This window comes from bacterium (genome assembly GCA_012517375.1).
Taxonomy (GTDB): Bacteria; Hydrothermota; Tepidihabitantia; order B3-TA06; family B3-TA06; genus JAAYVC01.
The window spans coordinates 1-19,720 of the sequence record JAAYVC010000011.1; the positions used below are offsets into that span (position 1 = coordinate 1).

A 19,720-nucleotide genomic window follows, 5' to 3' on the forward strand; every position below is an offset into this window, starting at 1 on the left:
CCGGACATGATGAGAGTTTTTTTCATTCATACTCCTTTCCTTAAAAAACATGGGGGAGCTTACGCTCCCCCAATTTTCATAGACTATAATGCTTAAAGGTTATTCCATAACCCAGGCAATGCCGTCTTTAAGCTGATAGCCGAGCTTAAGGGTCGCCTTGTAGATATTGCTGCCCTGGTCTGCAAGCGCGGTAACGTAGACTTTGCCGAAGTTATCGGTGGTTGCATAGGCAGTGCCAGTACCGACGATGATGCCGTATGTGCCGTTGTTTGAAAGTGCAGTCTGGGTCGAGGTGGCGGAGCTCACGACCAAGTCAAGGCCTGCATAGTCCTCGGTCGTCTGAACCGACCATCCGTACCTTGAGTTCAAGGGATTAGGCGTGTGGTCGGAGGGCGAGGTGAGCGTGGGGGTGTTGCCTGACTGACCCATCGATATGTAGAAATCGCAGTTCTCAGGGTTGTTGGCAACCGAGTAGGATGCAGCAGTTCCTGCAGCGCTGAAGCCGAAGCCTGACGGATGGGTGGCCGAAGGATCGTTAACGGTCCATACATCGAGTGTCGGGGTCTCCACGACTGCGAAGTCGAGCGTTACGCCCGTGCTTTTTGTGCCGCTCGTTACTGCGTAGACCTTAATCTCCTTTGCGGGAATATTGACCATGTCGTAGGTTGTTGTCACGGCAACCTGGTCAACACCGTCAACGGAAACAACATACTCATCAGGGGTGCCTTCGGCAGGCGCGTCCCACGTAATCTTCGCTTTGGCGCCTTCCTCAAGCGGCTCGTAGCTCAGGTTGCGTACTTCGCCAGTCGGTATGACGCAATCCAGGTTCATGAACGCGAAACCGGCTACCGCTAAAAGCGCAATAGCAACAAACTTCTTCATATTTTTTCCTCCTTAAAGGTTTTGGTTACTATCTCGATGTCGGCGGTTTTACTGTGCCGCCTCCGCCCACAGGGGGCTTGGGTTTGGGTTCAACCTTGGTGCCGTGGTACTTTTCCATGTGCTCGTCGTACTCGGTCTGAAGGTCGGAGAGTGCGGTGGAAAGCGCTTCCACGTCGCCCTCAAGGGTCGATATCCTGTCTTCAAGATCAGTTATCATTTGGGCCGTCTCGTCGGCTTTTGCGCCGCCGCCGCCGAGCTTATCGCAGCCCAGCGCGAAGCCGGCCACGATAACAAGACCAGCCACAGCCGCCAATGTGAAGAGTTTCTTCATATAGAAACCTCCTTGGTTTATATGTTGTTCTGCACTCAAATAATTTCCTGCATTCGTGCATCGCGTTCAACTCATAATAATAGGAACAAGAGGGGGGGTTGTCAAGTGCTTGACATCCTAGTCCGAAGGTATATATTTATAAATCCATAATATGGATGCATTGAAGACAAAGAAGGCGGTTCTTTTTTTCGACCTCAAGGGCTGGTATTCCAGCCAGGAAGGCAAATGCGCCAAAGAGATTGCCGAAGGTCTCAACACCTTTTATGGAGAAATTATTGACCTTGTCGACCAGTTGAAAGGTAGGGTTGTAAAGTTCATGGGCGATGCAGGTCTTATTATCTTCGAAAAAACAAGCGATGCCGTCGATTTTGCGAAGGTTATAGCCTCAAAGCACGAGGCAAACATCGGCATAGAATCAGGAGAGGTTGTGGAGGGTGTTTTCGGCAAGGATGAAGCGACCTGGTTCGACGTTTTTGGACCTGCTGTTAACGAGGCTGGAAAGAACATGGGCAAGGCTCGAAAAAGCGGGAAGGGGATTGTTGCCGGACCAAATGCATGGGAGGAACTTAGCCAGGAGGAAAGAAAGGGTCTGGACCGCTCGGCAGACCTGTAATGATTGTCTCGAATTGCACCGTCGATTCTTTACATCCACTAGGATGTGAAGTGTAAGTTCTAATTAAACAATCCGATAGAGCCTTTTCGTCTCAACAACTACGGGTTTGACTTCAAAATTCACATTACACAAGGATGTAACAGGGTGCCCAAAAAGATTCAAAGAATCTTTTTGGGGTATCAAAAGTACAACGTTACGTCCGCCTTGAGTCCGTTGAAGGGCAGTTCGTACGAGCAGATGCCGTTCTTGCAGATGTATTCTCCCTTGAACCGGCCGTAGGATAGCGTGAGATCAAACGGATAAGCGTTGTAGCGAATGGAGCCCCATGGCCACACTTCAGTTGAATCCGAAAGAACAACGACGCCTCCTCCAGCCAGCATCCACGGTCCCCAGCCAAGTTCGAGCAACAGGTGCGGCTCGTTCCACTTCTCAGCAGCCTCTGTAACAATACGCCAGGAGCCCTTAAAATGCGCCGATATTTCCCAGATCAGGGTTTCGTATCCGAGACCAGCCTCAAGCTGGTCGTTCTGGGGAGAGGTGGATGAGCCTCCGCCTCCGGGAAGCTCCCGGTCTATTAGTGTAAAGAACGGATTAAATGTGTGACCGGCAATATCGAGTCTTGTATCAAGACCGGTGCGCGATACCTTGCTCGTGCGGGAAGAATCCCAGGCAAGCGCGTATCCTGCATCCACAAAGAGCCACGGCCACGGCGCAAGATTGAGATTCGCCCTGAATCCCTGTTCATCAGCACCCTCGTTTATTGACTCGCCGTCAGGATTTGCGGGCGGCGGAGCGTTGATGCCGCCGGCAAGCCCTTTGTAGCTTTTACCTTCAAGGAGAACCCCTATCCCCTCTTGAGCGTAGGAGAGCGTTGCAAAGAATCCAAACCCGTTGACGCTGTCCACGCCGATCCATCCTTTGGGCGAGTAGCGACCCCATACGAAGCGCTGGGCGGAGGCCAGTCCCAGATTAAAGCGCCAGAACCCGAAATCAACATTCTCCTCAGCCCATTCCTCCCACGCCCTTCCGAAAAGCGTATCCGCGTCGGTCGTAGCGTCACGCCTAAGGTAGATGCCTTCTATTTTCAGATTTTCGAGAGGCGTAACGCTAACGTCTGCACCGTAGAGCCATTCGTCACGGTTTTCTTTGTCCGGTTTCAGCATCCTTCCTGCAAGCGCTCCAAGGGAAAGCCAGTTCTTCTGCCAAGAGAATTTCCCACCGTCAAGATTGCGGTCAATTCGCATGGCTTTGTCCTCGAAGGAGGAGAGCGCCAGACCGTAGCCCAGTGTCGTGTAGTAATTGCCGAGAGTGAGGGAGAACCGCTCGCCCGAGTACTCGAGGTAGCGCTGTGTAAGTTCGATGCGGGTAAGGGTATCTCGGAGTTTTTCGGCATCCAGAAGGAAGCGGCCTCCGACCCTGAATGCATCCACATAGAGGTCGGCGTTAGCTTCATTGCAGAACTGGGTCTTCCACCCGGGCTGCTCGAGCCACAGGTGCATCTCGTTCGAGCCGGAGAGGGAGACCTCTCCAAGCAGGGTTAATAAGAGAATCATCTAGACATTATCCTGTAAGTGCATGGTTTGTCAACGCAGATTCAGACAAAAGCGGGGCACAGCTGCCCTGCCCCGCAAATATCAGTAAAACCGATCTTACTCCGCAATCTTAAGGATGAAAGCCTGAGAGTCTACTTCTTCTCCTGAAGCGACCGTCAAGACAATCTTGCCTTCGGTGCCGGCGGTCATGGTTCCTACGGTAAGGTGTGAGCCAAGTATTGAATCGCTAGCTTTGAGCACCATTGTGCTGCAAGGCAGCGGGTAGCAGTTGAGCGTATCGCAGTAAGAGATATACCATCCTTCAGGCAGGGTCTGCATGGACGTCGGGCAGTCGACTATGAGCGGCAGATCGGCTGCCGTATTATTCTTTAATGTGAACTCGAAGTTATGGGACATGCCGATGCTATCAACTGTATAAACTGTATCACCTACGGGTACAACCGAGAAGTTACCTTCATCCGGCGGCTTGCATTCAAGCCCTAGAAAGATGAGCGATAGTGCGGTAATAGCAAGGATTTTCTTCATTTATCGAGCCTCCGTTTTTAGATTATACATCCTGCTGTATAAGCAATATCAATGAAGATCTTGGATAAGCCCTTATTGCCTCCCTTGAAAAAACCAGGTTCCTGACACCGCTTACTCCCTTATTTTGAAAATCTCGATTCATTTTGCCTGTGTTAAAGATGCCAAGCTTATCTTGCTCGATGCGGCCTGCACAACCTCTATATCTTCCTTTTCGACCCAGACCACGGCCGTCAAGGGAAATCCCCACGACGCATCTCTGGGAAGCGCTCTGCGGAAAGTATAAGTTTGTCCAATTTCGAAAGTTAAGTTGTCAGTCGACGTCGATTCAGGAAGCCTTCGAACCACGTGGCTGAGACCGTCCCACATCTCGTTCTTAAAAGGGACAGAATCCTCGACCAGGGCGATGCGGAGAACGCCGTCAAACGAACTGTGCAGCTTTGAAGAAACATTCACTGAGATGTCATAAATCACGCTATCCGAGGTAATTGAAGAGGTAAGAGTTATCTTTAAGGGCGAGCCGAGCTTTGTATGATGTTCGCTGTACATGGATTCAAGAGTAGACACCTTATCGTCAGCCGCTTTCTCAGTGCCGTCGAATATGATGGTTGGGAAGGCGCTGATGCCGAGCGTTTTAACCCTGGCTTCGGTTTCCGCTGTGGCGAATGTGTCTGGGGCACTCGAGTGCAAGGCAAGCACGATGACGCTGTCTTCGGGAAGATTTATTAAGAGCTCTTCTACGTGCGAGGCAGCCCGCGGGCAGTTCACGCACCAGGTACCTGTTCCTTCTTCTATGAGTACGGTTTTGTCGAACTCATCCCGCTCGGGGTCTGGAAACCGCTCACCGCAAGAAACCAAAAGTGTTATCGAGAGTATTAAAGATATCCAAAAGAAGACGTCTTTTAATACCCGCCCCCTGGAAATGACCGAATATGACATTACGATGTCTGATAATTCCCGTGAACGGCCTTGCGTATAGTTTCCGATATCGTTGCCGCATCCTTCTTGGTATAGCCTATGACGGATTTAAGAAGCGTCTTGTCAGGTTTTATGTAGAAGGAGTGCGGTATTGGACTTACTTTGAACTGACGCATAACGTTTGCATCAGGGTCTAAGAGAACCTTGAACTTCCACCCGTAACTCTTCACCATTGGGGCGACTTGTGCAAGGGTTTTCTTCGAGTCTATGTTTACTGCAATCACAGCAAGACCTGAATCCTTGTAGATCTTGTAAAGACTATCCAGAAGAACCAGTTCCTCCTTGCATGGTCCGCACGAAGTACTCCAGAAGGAGATTATGGTCAGCTTGGAACCCATTAGTGAATCAAGGGTTAAGGTTTTTCCGTTAAGGTCTTTAGCGGAAAAACTCTGTACAGTAGCTCCTGTTAATAAAATTGCCGCTCCAAACAACAAAGTCGCTATCTTTTTCATACTCATAATCGTTCACCTCGCAAGGTTAATCTTACCTTATTATAGTCATTGAAGACATAAAGTAAAGCCTTCAATTCTTATACCCTTCGGAGGTACGTTTTATTCCCTATTTACAATAATGACGCAAGCCCATTCCGGTTTGTTTCTCAAGAAAACAGCATAGCAAGATTCTATGACAGTTCGGTTTCCAATCCTCAATTTTTGCTCACCTTATCTTCTAACTCTATAAAAAAGCTTCACTTCTTGAAAACTGCCGCAACCTTAAAAACAGTTCAAGGATAAGCGGAAGAGCATTTTCAAGTCCCGATTTGCATTTGATAATCTCTTGTTTCTCAAACAAAAAGGGGCCTTAAGGCCCCTTAAGTCCAATTGAGTTTGAATTACCTGGAAACTACAACCTTGCTGACCGATGTGTTTTCGCCTGCAGCGATTCTTACGAAGTACACGCCGTTGGACAAATTGTCGAGCGAGATGGGGAGTTCGTGCCTACCAGCGTTGAGACTGCCCGAGTAGAGGGTCTTGACTCTTGCGCCGGATACGTCGAAAAGGTTGAGTTCAACCGCTCCGGACGCAGGCAGTGAAAGGGAGATAGCGGTATTAGAGGTGGTTATGACAGACGCAACGCTTGTCCAGAACTCAGGTTTCGTTTCTTCATTGATCCCGAGGGGCTGAACGTAGGAAGACCAGTAGCCTTCTCCGGAGCCGGCTTCGGCAGTCATATCGAAGGGTGTATCTTTAACATAACTGCTCTTGGTTTTGAGCTTAAGTCCGTCGCCTTTTGACTCTTCAACAACGTAAGCCTCACCGGGGGCAATCAAGGGAATCTCGGCATAACCGTCTATCACGTCAACTTTTGTATCATCTATGGTCAGGAATACGTGAGCGTTCTCAATGGGAGAGTCGGAAGAGTTCGTTATAGTGACTTTTACTTCAGCTTCTTCGCTGGGCTCCAGGCTTCCGTTCTGGTTGCTGTCAAAAACCTGAATGTTCGAGAGAATCATCACAGGAGCTGCGGAGTCGGCTCCAACGACCTTTGCCTTGGCGGCATTGTATATAAGCTTGCCCGAGGCTTCCTGACACCAGAACACGAGTTCGCAGTTCCCGGCTACAACGTCATGCGGGTCAGGGGTCGTATTGATAGTGTGGTTGGTTGTAAAATCGAACTCGAACATCTTTCTCTCGTATTTTTTCAAAGTGACGAGGGTTCCATCGTATTCCGGAATCATATCGAACACGGCTTGATCGTGTTCGGGGTCGCCGTTCGTTCCCGTGTAAAGGACTTCGCTTTCGGTTAAAGCGCCGTAGAGTTTGAATGTTGCTTCGTTCTTGTCTTCATTATAAAGCTCAACCTTGACCTTTCCGTTACCGGATTCGTATAGGGATGAGACCGGATACTGCCTGTAAATGGAAATCTGAAGCGTTGTTGGTTCAGCCGCTTTCATATCGACGATGGATGTGGATACTCCGGCGGTCATTCCGTCCGCAACGAACGTAGGAACTGCATCGATAGCGTACATCGCTCTCCAGAAGTTGTTCATAGCCGGGTCGTAATGATACCATGGGTCATTGCCCGGCGAGGGCCAGTTCATGTGAAAGCGAACGACCGCGAGCGTGCTTTCGCGCTCGGCGAGAACCTGATCGAGCGCCGCATTTGCCGCAACGCACGGCGGACACGTCGTGCTTGTGAAAAGCATGCCCAATACTTTGTTTCGAGTGCCGGCGAAAACGGCAACCGGCAACAGCAGTATTATGGCTGCGATAAAGAGGATTTTTTTCATTGTCGATTCCTCCTTGAGACCGGTTCCATTGTTTTCGGAACCTTTTGGATTTAAAGTTTTAATTATCTACGCCTCTGCAAATCCTACGTAGACTTCTTCTCGTGCTTTATCGTAATCACACATATAACGGTCAATTTAACAAATTGGCACTTTTTGGCCGACTAAAACAAACCGTTAGACCAATGACCTTAAATTCCCCATATGATTATAGTCTCCATCTCCCTCATGTAAAGACCATGCTTTTTTATTAAAAAGGGCGACAGCCTGGCCGTCGCCCATAATATTTCAAGTGATTTGAGTTCAGCGAACCACTACAAGTTTCTTTATCGTTGAGCGCTCGCCCGCGTTCAGTTTGATGAAATATGTTCCCGTAGCCAGGTTATCAACTGAGAAGGGGAGGATGTTAGCACCTGCAGAGAGATGTCCGTTGTAAAGATTCTTTACAAGACGTCCGGAGGCGTCAAATATATCGAGCCTACCTGCTGTCGGTGAGGCAACTGATATTGCCGCAACGCCGTTTGACGAAACAACACTGGGAATGCTGAAGTTAAAGAAGCTTCCTTTGTCTTCGGAGATGCCGGGTTTGAATGGCTCGAAGCCCACCAATTCCTGACCGCGGCCCAGGTTGTCCTCTATTGTCAGGTTAAGAACCGGGCTGTATCCGTCAGGAGCGCCTGACTTAAGCTTGAGTTTAAACGAGTTATCGTCGTTAGTTACTTCTTCGCCTGGATCGGCAGCGTCCCATTCTCCCAGAGAGTCCACTACCTGGACGTTGTTGTCAGCCGTTGAGAGAACGCCGCTCATGCTTGCCCATGAATCTTCTCCACTGTTGAGGAGCGTAACGACGAAGTTGGATGTCTGTCCGGGATGGAGTAAACCGTCCTCGCTCTTAATCTTCGTGTCAACTATCTCGGCGGAGAGATCGGGAACGATTCCTGTTCTTGCCGCCTGATACACCTCTGCGGGGAAATAGGAAACGGCTTCCTGAACAAAACACGCTATCTCGAAGTTGGTAATATTATGCGTGTTTGAAGGCCATTCCTGGTCGATTGTGAAGTCTTTCTCTACGACTACAGTATCACCCTTATTTATGGTGATATCCGTTCCCTGCGCATCAGGTAACATGTCGCGGTTGACGAAATCGAGTACGCTCTGACCCTGCCAGCTGTAAGGTATGTGGGATTCAAGCACTACGAAATGGATTTTACCCGTTATTTTTCCTAGGGTAGTGGTTCCGTTAATTACGGTTGCTGTTACTGTGCCCTCCCATGTCGAAGCGTTGAATGTGACAGCAAGCTGTATATCGAGCGGCGAGGGAACGGCAAAACGGCTTTGAACTATTGGATTATAATTGGGATACATTGACTGGGTGTGGCTGCCTCCAATTGATTTCGTCATTCCGTCGAACACCGCTGTCGGGTAGCCGGTGATGCCGTAAAAAGAATTGCGGGCATCTGATTCAACAAAGGCGAAGATGTCGCCATTGTGGTTTTCGATAGGAACGACCCTTGAACCATAGGCCGAGTCTAAGTCGTCCACGCCAAGAGCGGCGCCCGGACAATACTGGCACCATGTACCTGTGCCTACTTCAACGCATACGTTCCTCTCGAACTGGGCGAATCCTATAAAAGGGATTGCCAGCAGCAATGCGAATAGCAAGGTTTTTTTCATCTTAATCTTGACTCCTTCTGGTTCGGCTCAATCGAGCAGAACTACTTTGTACGTTTGCTTCCCCGCCGAGGTCTCAACTCTTATGAAGTAGAGGCCTCCAGGTACGCTGGGGATCGTTAGTTCATTAAGACCGGACGCTCTTCCTGCATAAAGACCTTCTACCAGCCTGCCTGAAGCGTCGAACATCGTTATCCTGCATTCGCCTGCAATCCCGCCGAATCCTGCAAGTTTTATTGAGGAGCCGGCTCTTGCTACAGACGGGAAAGCTGGCGCAAAAGCGCCAGTTCCGGTTTCAGATATCCCCGAGTTCAGCTTTTTCGTCGACCATCCTAGCGATGCGTCAGTCGAGCCTGAACCGGCGTAGCACTTCAGATTGAACTCCTTGCCGTCGTATGCGGAGCCGCCCTTTATAACAATCTCTTTGCCGGAGATTGTTACGCTTCCGTTGGCCGGTATTTCGGGTATCTCGTATGAGCCTTTTACGACCAGGATGCCGGTGTTGTCAACCTCAACGAGCATGTGCACCTTGCTCATCTTGGCCGATGAACCGTTCCTTATCTTTGCATGAACGTACGCCTCTTCGTCTTTCGAGATTATGCCGTCTCCAGACGCATCCGAGACCTCAAGCTCCTCAACGAACAAAGGCTTTGAGCCTTCGACGGCGACCTTTGCCGACTGGTAAATCTCCTTGGTAGTCTTGTCCTGGCACCAGAACACGAGCTCGCACTTCTTTGCGTCCACGATATGAACTTCACCCGTAGGCTCAAGCAGTGTATTGAGCAACTTTACCGTATCGTCGACATTGTAGTCGTAACCGATGCTCTTCGTCTCGCCTGGCTCTATATCGACCTTGAGTCCGTAAGCATAAGGAATCATGTCGATCATGACCTGATGATGCATTGGGTCGCCGTTCGTGCCCGTGTACGCAACATCGTTCTCTACAAGCGCTCCGAAAAGACTGAATGAATAAGCCTTCGAGTCCTCGTTCTTTATCTCGACTACAAACATACCGGAACCCTGATCAGCGCTATAAGCGGTGAAGTTATCGTAGCTCCGATACGCCTTCATGCTGAACGGCGAAGGAACATTATGCCTTGAGTCCACTGCGAGCTGTGTGATGTTCGACTGAACTCCATCGATGAAAAGCATTGGCACTGAATTGCAGCCGTAGTTGCTTCTTCTGGCTCCGTTCTCCGCGGTGTTGTAATGGTAGAACGGGTCGTTGCCGGGGTTTGGCCAGTACATATGGTAGCGTACCGCCGCAACGTACTTTCCGCTGTTGCTTATTATTGAAGTAAGCGATGCGTTTCCCGCCACGCAGGGAGGGCAGGTTGTACTTGTGAAAAGCTCGAGCATAACCCTTCTTTCGGGCAACGCTCCAAAAACCGCAAAGCTTAACGCCAGTAATAGTAATAGCACTTTCTTCATAAAGCCTCCATATTATGATTATGGTATATTGTTATAAACCTGATATCAGGCTATACAATTTTCAGCGTTTGTCAATACCCTCTGCCCAACTTACAAAGCCCGGATTACTCCATTGATTTTAATATATTGTACGCAAAATTCCCGCTTGTCAATCCCCCTCCCTAACGCCTAAGCCTTATGCACCTTTTTTTTGCCGGAGGAGCAGGTTTCTTCAATAGCTAATTATCTTGACATTGGCTCTGGTTTGGCTAATCTTATTGTAGAATAAACGACAAGGAGGTTCACCATGACCACAAGATTGACTGGTCGCCATGTCGAAATCACCCCTGCACTTAAGTCATATATAGATAAGAAGTTTGCTAAACTTGACCGCTACAGCATGCACATAGTGGATTCTGAGCTCATACTGTACCGTGAAAATAACTTCGAGTGGGCTGAGGGTGTCCTCCACCTGAAGAACGACAAGATAACAACCCGTGTTAAGGCTTCAAGCTTCGATCAGGCGATTCATGACCTTACGGATAAGCTTGTCCGGCAGATGGAGAGGTTCGAAGGAAAGCATCGCGCAAAGGTCAGACCGAAGCGTGCGGCAGGAGCAAACTCAGCAGAAGCCGAATGAGCGATTCCAAGCACATTTCCGTATCGGAGCTCTTCGATGAACGCAGGCATGACCTGCGGCTGGGGGTGATTGCAGGCAAGGACGGAATGGAGGCAAATTTAATAAAATCAATGGATATACACAGGCCGGGACTCGCCCTTGCAGGTTTTACCGGCGAGTTCCCGGCCGACAGGCTTCAGGTCCTTGGCGCGACTGAACTGGCTTTTCTTGAAACACTGGATTCTAAAGCAAGAAGAGCGGCTGTAAGGAACATGGCGGAACTCGGTCCGCCGTGTCTGGTCGTGACTAACGATCAGGAACCCCCTGAAGAGATTATTGAGGAACTTGATAAATCGAAGATACCTCTGCTTGTCTCAAGGCTTTCGAGCAACGACTTCATAAGCGCGGTCTCGGATTATCTCGAGCTTCGGCTTGCGCCTGAGACGCACACGCACGGGACGCTGGTAGATGTCTACGGGGTAGGTCTTCTGATTGTGGGCGAATCCGGCATAGGCAAGAGCGAAACGGCTCTTGACCTGGTCGAGCGCGGACACAGACTGGTGGCGGACGATTTGATAAGGATCCGCAGACGCAGAAGCCTTCTCATAGGCGAGGGAGCTGAGCAGCGCCCGGCCTTTCAGCATCATATGGAGATACGCGGACTCGGAATAATCAATCTCTACTCCATATTCGGCATTCGCTCGATAAGGCTTCAGAAAAGGATTGAGGTGATAGTCGAGCTTAAACGCTGGGAGAAGGGGATGGCTGTAGACAGGCTGGGTCTGGAAAGAGAAACGAGGGAGATTCTTGGTGTCAACATACCGTTGCTGACCCTGCCTGTGCTTCCGGGCCGCAACATAGCTATGATATGCGAGGTGATAGCCATGAACCACCTGGTCGTTCTTAGAGGCTATCATCCTATGCAGCTTTTCGACAGCGAACTCAAGAAACTTTTGAGACGCAAGATAAAAACGGCAAAGGAGGTCGAGGAGGACGATGAATAGGCTGATTCATGCCGTCATAATCGGCCACGCTAAGTTTGCGCAGGGAATGCTTTCGGCGGCTGAAAGTATCGTGGGAAGGCAGGAAGGCGTTATAGCGGTATCAAACGAAGGACTCGGCGAGCTAGAGATGGTGAGATCGATTGAAGAGAAGCTGGATTCATACGAGGGTGATTTGTACGTTTTTGTTGACCTCTTCGGAGGCAGCTCGTTCAATGCATGCAGGCAGCTTAAACAGAAACATAAGGGCTGGCGGTTGGTTTCCGGGGTAAACCTTCCTATGCTGGTTACGTATTTAACCTATAGGACAAGACTCAAGGGAAGCCAGCTTTTGTCTAAAACTCTCGAGTCCGGGAAAAGAGGTATGGAAAAGTTTGATTAATAGAGGATACTGACAAGACAATCCAGGAGGCAAAATGAATATACCGACTGTTCGTGGACCTTTGAAGATTGAAACCATACCACGGATGTTCAGGCGTGCGGCTGAAACATATCCCGATCATCCCGCCCTTCTCATGGAGCGCGAAAATTTAAGACAGGAGTTCACGTACAGGGAGCTCCGGGAGAGGGTTGAGTATCTTGCGCGTTCACTTCGCAAACTGGGGTTTAAGCACGGTGATAAGATAGGACTCATTGGAGAAAACTGCCCTGATTGGGAAGCAAGTTATCTTGGTATCCAGTGGGCTGGGTGTACGGTCGTGCCAATAGACAGAATGCTTAAAGCTCCTGAAATACGTCATATCCTTCGCAATTCGGATTCCATGGGTATTATCTCCACCTCCTCGTCCGTAGAAGTGGTAGATGAGGCAATTTCCGAGATAGACAGGAAATTCAAAAAAATAGTAATCGGAAAGGTCTCAAAAGGGTGGCTCTCCCACGAATCTCTTGTAACGGAAGGCTGCGAACTACCCCAGGTAGAACCTCCAATTAATATGGAGGATACTGCGGCTCTTCTCTACACCTCCGGGACGACCGGCCAGGCTAAGGGTGTCATCCTCACGCACCGCAACATTGCATCGAACGTTTCAGGCGCCTACCAGGTGCTCGATTTCAACGAATCGGATATATTCCTATCTGTTCTTCCTCTGCACCACAGTTTTGAGGCGACATGCGGCTTCATTCTACCAATGTGCTGCGGATGCAAAATAGTCTTCTCGCCGAGCTTGAAATCAAAAGAGATACTCGAAACTCTCGCGAAGAACGGCGTCACCCTTATGCTGGGCGTGCCCCTCCTGTTTGAAAAAATCGTAGAAGGGGTTCAGAGAAACGTAAGAGAGGCACCGCCCTTCAAGCGCTTCGTCTTCAACGCCGGAATGAATATCGGAAAGATAGCAAAAGGCATCTCGAAGGCTATGTTCACAAGCGTCCGAAAAACAATGGGCATGGACAAGGTGCGTTACCTCGTATCCGGCGCTGCGGCGCTCGCGCCCTGGGCGTCGAGCTTCATGGAACGCCTCGGCCTGCCGGTTCTTCAGGGCTACGGGCTGACCGAGACATCGCCGGTGATCTCGGTAAACCGCTTCGCCAATCCCGATAATCTCTCGGTAGGTCCGGTAATTCCAGGCTTCGAGATAAAGATAGACGAGCCTGACGCAAACGGCAACGGCGAGATAATGGTTCGCGGAGAGTCGGTCATGAAAGGGTATTACAAGAACGAGGAGGCTACACGCGAGGTTTTATCGAAAGACGGATGGCTTCGCACGGGCGACCTGGGGAGATTGGACCAGCGCGGCTTCCTCTTCATCACCGGACGCGCCAAAAATATGATAGTGACGGCTGCGGGTAAGAACGTTTATCCGGAGGAGGTTGAAGCGGTCGTCGGCCAGAATCCCTACATCTCAGAGATACTCGTAATAGGCTATCACAATGATGCTACCGGACGCGAGGAGGTTCACGCCATTATCGTGCCCAACTTCGAGCTTCTCGATGCCGAGAAACCGGAGATAAGCGAGTCAGAGCTTGAGGAGTTCATGCGCGCTCAGGTTTTCAAGGAATGCGAGAAACTCGCCGACTACAAGCGCATCAAGCACTTCGAGATTCACGAGGAAGAGTTGCCCAAGACCACTACAAAGAAGGTCAAACGGTACCTGTTCGACAAAAAGCCGGTCAAGGTATAGTTGACTGTTGCACTTTTAGGAAGATAATACTTATTGGAGGGTTGTGATGAAAGCGGTGAACTCATGTGTCGGGATATGTTATCATCTCTGAGTTAAGGAGTAGCCATGCTTGACGTACCTCGATATTATCCAGCGCTTGAACTCGAAACAATACCTCGAATGTTCATTAAGGCGGCCGGGAAATTCAAGGATAAGGAACTTTATTTTATGGAGAGAGGGAACACAAAACAGCAATTCAACTACGCCGAAGGGTTGACAAGGGTCAGAAACCTTGCGGCATCCTTAAGGAAAATAGGGGCAAAACCCGACTCCAAAATAGCCGTCATTGGCGACAACTGCCCCGACTGGGAGATTACGTATCTTGCGATTCAATGGGCAGGAGCGACAGTGGTTCCCCTGGACAGGATGCTCAAGATGACGGAGATAAGGCATATTCTTGAAAATTCGGACTCAATTGCCGTTATTGCGACAGCCGAGTACGTCGAAATTGTTGACGAAGCTCTTTCCGGCGTCAAAAGAAAGTTCACGAAAATATCGATATACGAGAATAAGCAGAGCAAGGAATGGCTCCCGTTTGACCGGTTAGTTTCCGAAGGTTCAAAGCTTGATGCTCCCGAGCCGCCGGAGAATCTGGATTCGGTGGCGGCCATACTTTACACGTCAGGCACTACTGGCCAGGCCAAGGGTGTTATGTTGACCCATCGCAACATCGCTTCGAACATATCAGGGCTGTACGAATGCTTCGGGTTTGACTCATCGGATGTTTTCGTCTCTATATTACCCCTCCACCACTCCTTCGAGGCGACATGCGGATTTCTCTGCGCAGTAGTCGTAGGAGCCAAGATAGCTTTCTCGCCAAGCCTAAAGTCGAAGGACATCATAGATACGCTGGGAAAGCACGGAGCGACCATCGTTCTTGGTGTCCCCCTTCTTTACGAAAAGATGGCCGAGGGCGTCATGAGAAACGTCAAGAGTTCATCCGCGCTTAAGCGCCTTGTTTTCAACACAGGCATGGGACTGGGGAAAGTATCCAAAGGTATCTCAAAGGCCATGTTCTCTAGCGTGCGCAAGGCTTTAGGGATGCAGAATGTCCGCTATCTTGTTGCAGGAGGCGCGGCGCTTGTACCCTGGGTAGGCAGCTTTATGGAGCGCCTCGGCTTGCCGATATTCCAGGGTTACGGCATGACAGAAGCGTCACCAGTAATAGCTGTGAGCAGGGGCAAGGTGATGGATATAGCCTCGGTTGGTCCGATGCTCCCGGGCTTCGAGGACGTTAAAATCGACGATCCGGACGAGAACGGAAACGGAGAGATAATGGTAAAGGGCCCCTCGGTCATGAAGGGCTATTACAAGAACCCTGAGGCCACTGCCGCGGTTCTTTCCGAAGACGGCTGGCTTCGCACCGGAGACCTTGGCAAGCTGGACAAGAGGGGATTTCTTTACATTACCGGCCGGGCGAAAAACATGATCGTCACCGCCGCAGGAAAGAATGTGTACCCGGAGGAGATAGAAGCCGTGGTAGGCAAGAATCCATACATATCTGAGATAATCGTTTACGGTCACCGTAATGAAGCCACGGAAAGAGAAGAGATTCACGCCGTAATTGTCCCTAATTACGAACTGATTGATCAGACAAAACCAGGCGTCTCAGAAGAGCAACTCGAGGAAATGATGAAGACTGAGGTTTTCAAGGAATGCGAGAAGCTCGCAGACTACAAGAGAATAAAGCACTTTGAAATTCATGCTGAAGAACTACCCAAAACAACAACCAACAAAGTCAAGCGCTATCTTTTCGCAAAGAAGCCTATTCGCGTGTAGCATTCTTGTTGCCGTTGCGACGCAAGCGCTGGGCAGCGATCTCATCAGATCAGGAGACGTATACGCCCTGGGCGGAGACATGGAAGGCGCAAGCTCCGCTTATGATGTTGCGATGATTGAAAACCCGAAGCTCTCTCTGGATCTTTCCTTTCTTGTCCGCAAAAGCAGAGCGGGCCGCGAATTAGGGGATGTGGAGCTTTCAAAAGCGTTGCTCCGAAGAGCGCAAAGTCTAGCAACATCGGGCAAGGACATAGGCCAAACCAACTGGATTCTTGGCCTTGACGCCTTTTTTGTGAAGGATTATGAATCCGCAAAAAGGTTTTTTGCGCAGGCGTTCATGACCGATCCTGCTCCGCCTTTGGAACTTCTTTATTATTCAGGATGGGCTCTCTATAAAATGGGGAATTACGATGAAGCCTCAAACGCCTTCCATAACCTTGAAGACCTTAACCAGGGTCAGTTCGACCCTGGAGAGCTCAATCTTCTTCAGGCGTCGATAGCGTACCACAAAGCCGACCTTGACGAGGCTCAGAAAAGACTCGCCGATACCGCCGCTTATCCGCGCGATATAAGGAACAGGGAAGAAGCCCTTTATCTGGCGGCTTATGTTTCCTTGAGGATGGACAGTCTGAGTCAATCAACAGGTTACGCCGAGAAGTTCGATGATACCGTAAGGAGCATACTAATAAGGGCAAGACTCGCTCTGGAGAACGGTTCCTTTCCTGAAGCTTGCGAGCTCTACTCAAGACTCGAAAGCCAGGAGGCGCTCTACGGACTTGCAGTATCGCAATATCTCGCTTCAAGAACCAATGAAGCGGAAAAGACCGCCCTTGAATATCTCGACGCATATCCTGGAGGAGCGGAGACGGAACAAACATTCTTATTGCTTGCTATGATTGAAAGGGGCAGGAACCGGTATGACAAGGCAATAGAGTATCTTAATCGCGGACTTTCCATCAACTCGCGAAACCGGCCCAGACTTCTTTACGATCTGGCGGAGATTGAGTATTCTGTAAAGCATTACAGCAAGGCTAACGAGGCTTGCGTTGAGATACTGACAGAGTATCCACTCTACACTGGGAAAGACATGGTAAATCTTCTTCTCGCACGGGGTCTTTTCTACTCCGGTGAGACTGACTCCACAATCAAGGTACTTAACGAACTTGCCAGCTCTACCTCGGATGAGGTTGTTCTCAATGAAATACATTATTATCTTGGCGAGAGCTATTACAGAAAAGGCGATTATTCGAAGTCTGCTGAAGAATTCAAAAACGTAAGCCCAGGCTCGTCATACTTTAAGGCTTTGAAGAGAAGGGGCGAGGTTCTTGCCGCTGCAGGCAGGAACTCCGAATCTGTCGAATCTTTCCTCCTGGCTTACAGCGAAGCGCCGTCACTTGTTGAGAAGGAAAGCGTATTGCTTGCCATAGAGGAGCGCCGTCTTGCTATGGGCAGGTATTCCGACAAGGCGAGCATGCTGAAAAGCTTTCTTGAAAAATATCCCGATGCTTCGATAGCGTCGGGAATTCAGCTTCAGATAGCGCTAGATTATTTCGAAAGGCGCAACTGGACTTTTGCTCTGCATGAGTTCAACAAGGTGCTGGATAAATACCCCGATTCGGACGCGGCCGCGGAAGCCCTTTACTACAAGGCAAGATGCCAGAGAAATCTCGGCAAGACGGATGATGCGCTTAAGACTTACAGTTCTATACCTCCAAGATTTCCATCCTCCGCCGTCGTATCCCGCTCCCAAACCGAGCTCGCCAATATGCTTTTGTCTCTTGGACGTCCTGGAGAAGCGCTTTCAGTTTACAGAGACCTTCTCTCATCCACGAAAAGCTCTTCAGAGAGGGCTTCTTATACCCTTAAAATGGCGGAAATATACTGCGGCATGGGAAACCTTCAAACCGCATCCGATCTTGTAACCGCAGCCCTGACTGAAAACCCTCCTTCAGACGTCGCGAAAAGACTCCTTCTTTTCGGGATGAGGGTGGAGCTATCGAAAGGGAGTATTACATCGGCCGTCAATTATTCGGTGCGGTATAGGAACCGTTTCGGTGAGACGCCTGAGTATCTTCTTGGAAAGGGGGATATTGACAAGGCTTCCGGCAATCTCAAGGACGCTCTTTCTTCGTACAGGGAAGCCGCTTCCAGACTGCCCGAACGATCAGAATCGCGCATCGAAGCCCTTCTCGGAGCGGCTTCTACGGCCGAGCTCCTGGGAGGAGTGGACGAGGCTAAAAGATATCTTGAGCAAGCCGCCATTGAAGTGCAACTCGATCGTCAGCGAGTCGAGATCACCAAAAGACTTCAAACGCTCAAGTAGGGCGGCATAGGGATGTCCGGTTTGAGAATCCAGAAGTTCCTCTCTTCATGGGGAGTGGCTTCCAGGCGAAGGATCGAAGAATGGATTGCAGGCGGAAGGGTGCTACTTAACTCATCGAGGGCGAATCCCGGGGCCACGATTAAGGAGGGCGATGAGCTTGTCGTTCTTGACGCCTGCGGAAAACCGTCTTATCGGGCGACGCTGCGAGGAGTGTACGACGAGAGGAACTGTAAATGGCTTAATAAAGAGTGCGAATACTGGATGGTCAATAAGCCCAGGGGAGTGCTCTCTTCTACGAAAGATCCGCATCACAAGATGATGGTTACCGCACTCGTGGCTTCACCGGCACGATTGTACCCCGTAGGACGTCTCGACAAGGAGAGCGAGGGATTGCTTCTTTTAACCTCGGACGGAAGCCTGGCGCACAAACTTACTCACCCCCGCTTCGGAGTCAGCAAAAAGTATCATGTCACTGTTGACTGGCCTCCCACAAAGGAGACTCTTGCGATCATCGGGAAGGGCGGATTGAAGCTGGAGGACGGTCCAGCTCCGCCCGTATCAATCAAGGAGCTTTCAGCCCGTAGATTCGAACTTGTTTTACGCGAGGGCAGGAAGAGGGAGATTCGAAGGATATTTGAAGCGCTCGGTCACAAGGTGATAAGCCTTGTAAGGGTTGCCTTCGGCCCGCTTGAACTTGGCGGTCTTCCTACGGGCAAGGCGCGAAAATTGACCTTGGAGGAGATAGAAACGCTGAAGAGATCTTGCACCGGCAATCACCACTCGCTCGAAAAAAGGGTAAGAGACAAGGAAAGACGCCGGCCCGAAGGTAAAACACCAGGCCAGATTTGGGGCCGTGAATCCAGCAAGTCGTCCGCACGAAGAACCACCCGGAAAGGCTCCCGCTCATAAAACAAACCCGCGTCTAATTCCACCGATGGTCCAATTTCCTCGAACGCGCATACCCGGGGTCCCGAGGTTTTTATTATTCCGAAACCCCCAATACTATTGAACCTTACTGTCAAGGAATCGGATAAAAGCCACGGCGGAGTCCAGACGGTTCCGTCCTGGTATAGATTGATCCTGACGATTCCGGTGCTGGAGACGTTTTCGCGTTCTAGCTTTGTTCTTGCTTCAACACCTGCAAGGGTATAAGGAACAAGCGTCAGTAAGGGATAAGGCATTGTACCGTCCCTCTGCCAGAAGAATCCTTCGCCCCTTGAAACAAAACCCTCTATCTCCACGCCTCTGTATCCGAGAATCAGGCCCAGGCGATCCTCGAGGAGCCTCGATTTTGCAGCATCGGAAATCCCTGCATTAACAGGATTCAAAAGAAAGGTGTCGAGTATGACCGGTGTTGCGTATTTGTACCTGCCGTCCAAGCCAAGAGTGAAATTTCCAATGACCGCTATGAGATTCAGCCCCGCTCCTGCACCAAGAGGGTTCTTTTCGCTCGTCAAAACCCTCGCCTGAAGATTAGGAGTCAGCAGAATAAAACCCAGCTGGTACTGCATAAATCCGTCAACGTAAGTTTCAAAGCTTCCTTGCCGTATAAAAGTCGCGTTTTTGATAAGCGCTTTCGCCCAGGACTTATCCAGGAAAAACCTCGCATTGAGTGCGTATCCCGAAATATCATCCTTGTTCATGGTCGACTCATA

Annotated in this window: 17 protein-coding genes; 8 read left to right on the top strand and 9 right to left on the bottom strand. The window is 50.0% G+C overall.

Translation table 11 applies throughout. The annotated features are described in order from the left end of the window. Nucleotides 1-99: 99 nt before the first annotated feature. Complete coding sequence (locus GX441_01390; protein ID NLI97293.1) at nucleotides 100-882, bottom strand: hypothetical protein; 783 nt, start codon at nucleotides 880-882, stop codon at nucleotides 100-102. Nucleotides 883-910: 28 nt separating this feature from the next. Next, the gene (locus tag GX441_01395) at nucleotides 911-1,213 is read right to left on the bottom strand and encodes a hypothetical protein (GenBank protein NLI97294.1); all 303 of its coding nucleotides are present in this window, start codon (nucleotides 1,211-1,213) and stop codon (nucleotides 911-913) included. 160 nt (nucleotides 1,214-1,373) lie between these two features. On the opposite strand from GX441_01395, the gene GX441_01400 reads away from it, so the two are divergent. After that, on the top strand, nucleotides 1,374-1,826 hold the full coding sequence (locus GX441_01400; GenBank protein NLI97295.1) for an adenylate/guanylate cyclase domain-containing protein: 453 nt from the start codon (nucleotides 1,374-1,376) through the stop codon (nucleotides 1,824-1,826). 179 nt (nucleotides 1,827-2,005) lie between these two features. Here GX441_01400 and GX441_01405 read toward each other — a convergent pair whose 3' ends face one another. The 7 genes from GX441_01405 to GX441_01435 all read right to left on the bottom strand — a co-directional run bounded on the left by GX441_01405 (nucleotide 2,006) and on the right by GX441_01435 (nucleotide 10,208). Next, the gene (locus tag GX441_01405; protein NLI97296.1) at nucleotides 2,006-3,379 is read right to left on the bottom strand and encodes a hypothetical protein; all 1,374 of its coding nucleotides are present in this window, start codon (nucleotides 3,377-3,379) and stop codon (nucleotides 2,006-2,008) included. Between the two features lie 96 nt (nucleotides 3,380-3,475). Then, nucleotides 3,476-3,904 carry a hypothetical protein gene (locus GX441_01410; protein NLI97297.1) on the bottom strand — a complete coding sequence of 143 codons (429 nt, stop codon included), beginning with the start codon at nucleotides 3,902-3,904 and terminating at the stop codon, nucleotides 3,476-3,478. 138 nt (nucleotides 3,905-4,042) lie between these two features. Then, the gene (locus tag GX441_01415) at nucleotides 4,043-4,759 is read right to left on the bottom strand and encodes a hypothetical protein (protein NLI97298.1); all 717 of its coding nucleotides are present in this window, start codon (nucleotides 4,757-4,759) and stop codon (nucleotides 4,043-4,045) included. Nucleotides 4,760-4,839: 80 nt separating this feature from the next. Further along, nucleotides 4,840-5,337, bottom strand: coding sequence for a TlpA family protein disulfide reductase (locus GX441_01420; GenBank protein NLI97299.1), 498 nt, complete (start codon nucleotides 5,335-5,337; stop codon nucleotides 4,840-4,842). A 374-nt stretch (nucleotides 5,338-5,711) separates the two neighbouring features. Then, nucleotides 5,712-7,109, bottom strand: coding sequence for a T9SS type A sorting domain-containing protein (locus GX441_01425; protein NLI97300.1), 1,398 nt, complete (start codon nucleotides 7,107-7,109; stop codon nucleotides 5,712-5,714). A gap of 300 nt (nucleotides 7,110-7,409) precedes the next feature. Then, complete coding sequence (locus GX441_01430) at nucleotides 7,410-8,780, bottom strand: Omp28-related outer membrane protein (protein ID NLI97301.1); 1,371 nt, start codon at nucleotides 8,778-8,780, stop codon at nucleotides 7,410-7,412. 27 nt (nucleotides 8,781-8,807) lie between these two features. Beyond that, on the bottom strand, nucleotides 8,808-10,208 hold the full coding sequence (locus GX441_01435; GenBank protein NLI97302.1) for a T9SS type A sorting domain-containing protein: 1,401 nt from the start codon (nucleotides 10,206-10,208) through the stop codon (nucleotides 8,808-8,810). Between the two features lie 286 nt (nucleotides 10,209-10,494). Between GX441_01435 and raiA the strand changes: the two genes are divergently transcribed. The 7 genes from raiA to GX441_01470 all read left to right on the top strand — a co-directional run bounded on the left by raiA (nucleotide 10,495) and on the right by GX441_01470 (nucleotide 18,974). Next, nucleotides 10,495-10,827: a ribosome-associated translation inhibitor RaiA gene (raiA, locus tag GX441_01440; protein NLI97303.1), complete on the top strand. Its 333-nt coding sequence runs from the start codon at nucleotides 10,495-10,497 to the stop codon at nucleotides 10,825-10,827. Continuing rightward, nucleotides 10,824-11,810 carry an HPr(Ser) kinase/phosphatase gene (gene hprK / locus GX441_01445; protein NLI97304.1) on the top strand — a complete coding sequence of 329 codons (987 nt, stop codon included), beginning with the start codon at nucleotides 10,824-10,826 and terminating at the stop codon, nucleotides 11,808-11,810. The genes raiA and hprK overlap by 4 nt, the downstream gene beginning before the upstream one ends. Next, a complete protein-coding gene (locus tag GX441_01450; protein ID NLI97305.1) occupies nucleotides 11,803-12,189 on the top strand; it encodes a PTS mannose transporter subunit IID in 387 nt (128 codons plus the stop codon). Before hprK ends, GX441_01450 begins: the two co-directional genes overlap by 8 nt. 34 nt (nucleotides 12,190-12,223) lie before the next feature. Then, entirely contained in the window at nucleotides 12,224-13,924 is a 1,701-nt protein-coding gene (locus GX441_01455) for an AMP-binding protein (protein NLI97306.1), read from the top strand. A 105-nt stretch (nucleotides 13,925-14,029) separates the two neighbouring features. After that, nucleotides 14,030-15,742: an AMP-binding protein gene (locus tag GX441_01460; protein ID NLI97307.1), complete on the top strand. Its 1,713-nt coding sequence runs from the start codon at nucleotides 14,030-14,032 to the stop codon at nucleotides 15,740-15,742. Beyond that, on the top strand, nucleotides 15,657-18,065 hold the full coding sequence (locus GX441_01465; protein ID NLI97308.1) for a tetratricopeptide repeat protein: 2,409 nt from the start codon (nucleotides 15,657-15,659) through the stop codon (nucleotides 18,063-18,065). Before GX441_01460 ends, GX441_01465 begins: the two co-directional genes overlap by 86 nt. Nucleotides 18,066-18,077: 12 nt before the next feature. After that, entirely contained in the window at nucleotides 18,078-18,974 is an 897-nt protein-coding gene (locus tag GX441_01470) for an rRNA pseudouridine synthase (protein ID NLI97309.1), read from the top strand. Nucleotides 18,975-19,720: the final 746 nt, after the last annotated feature.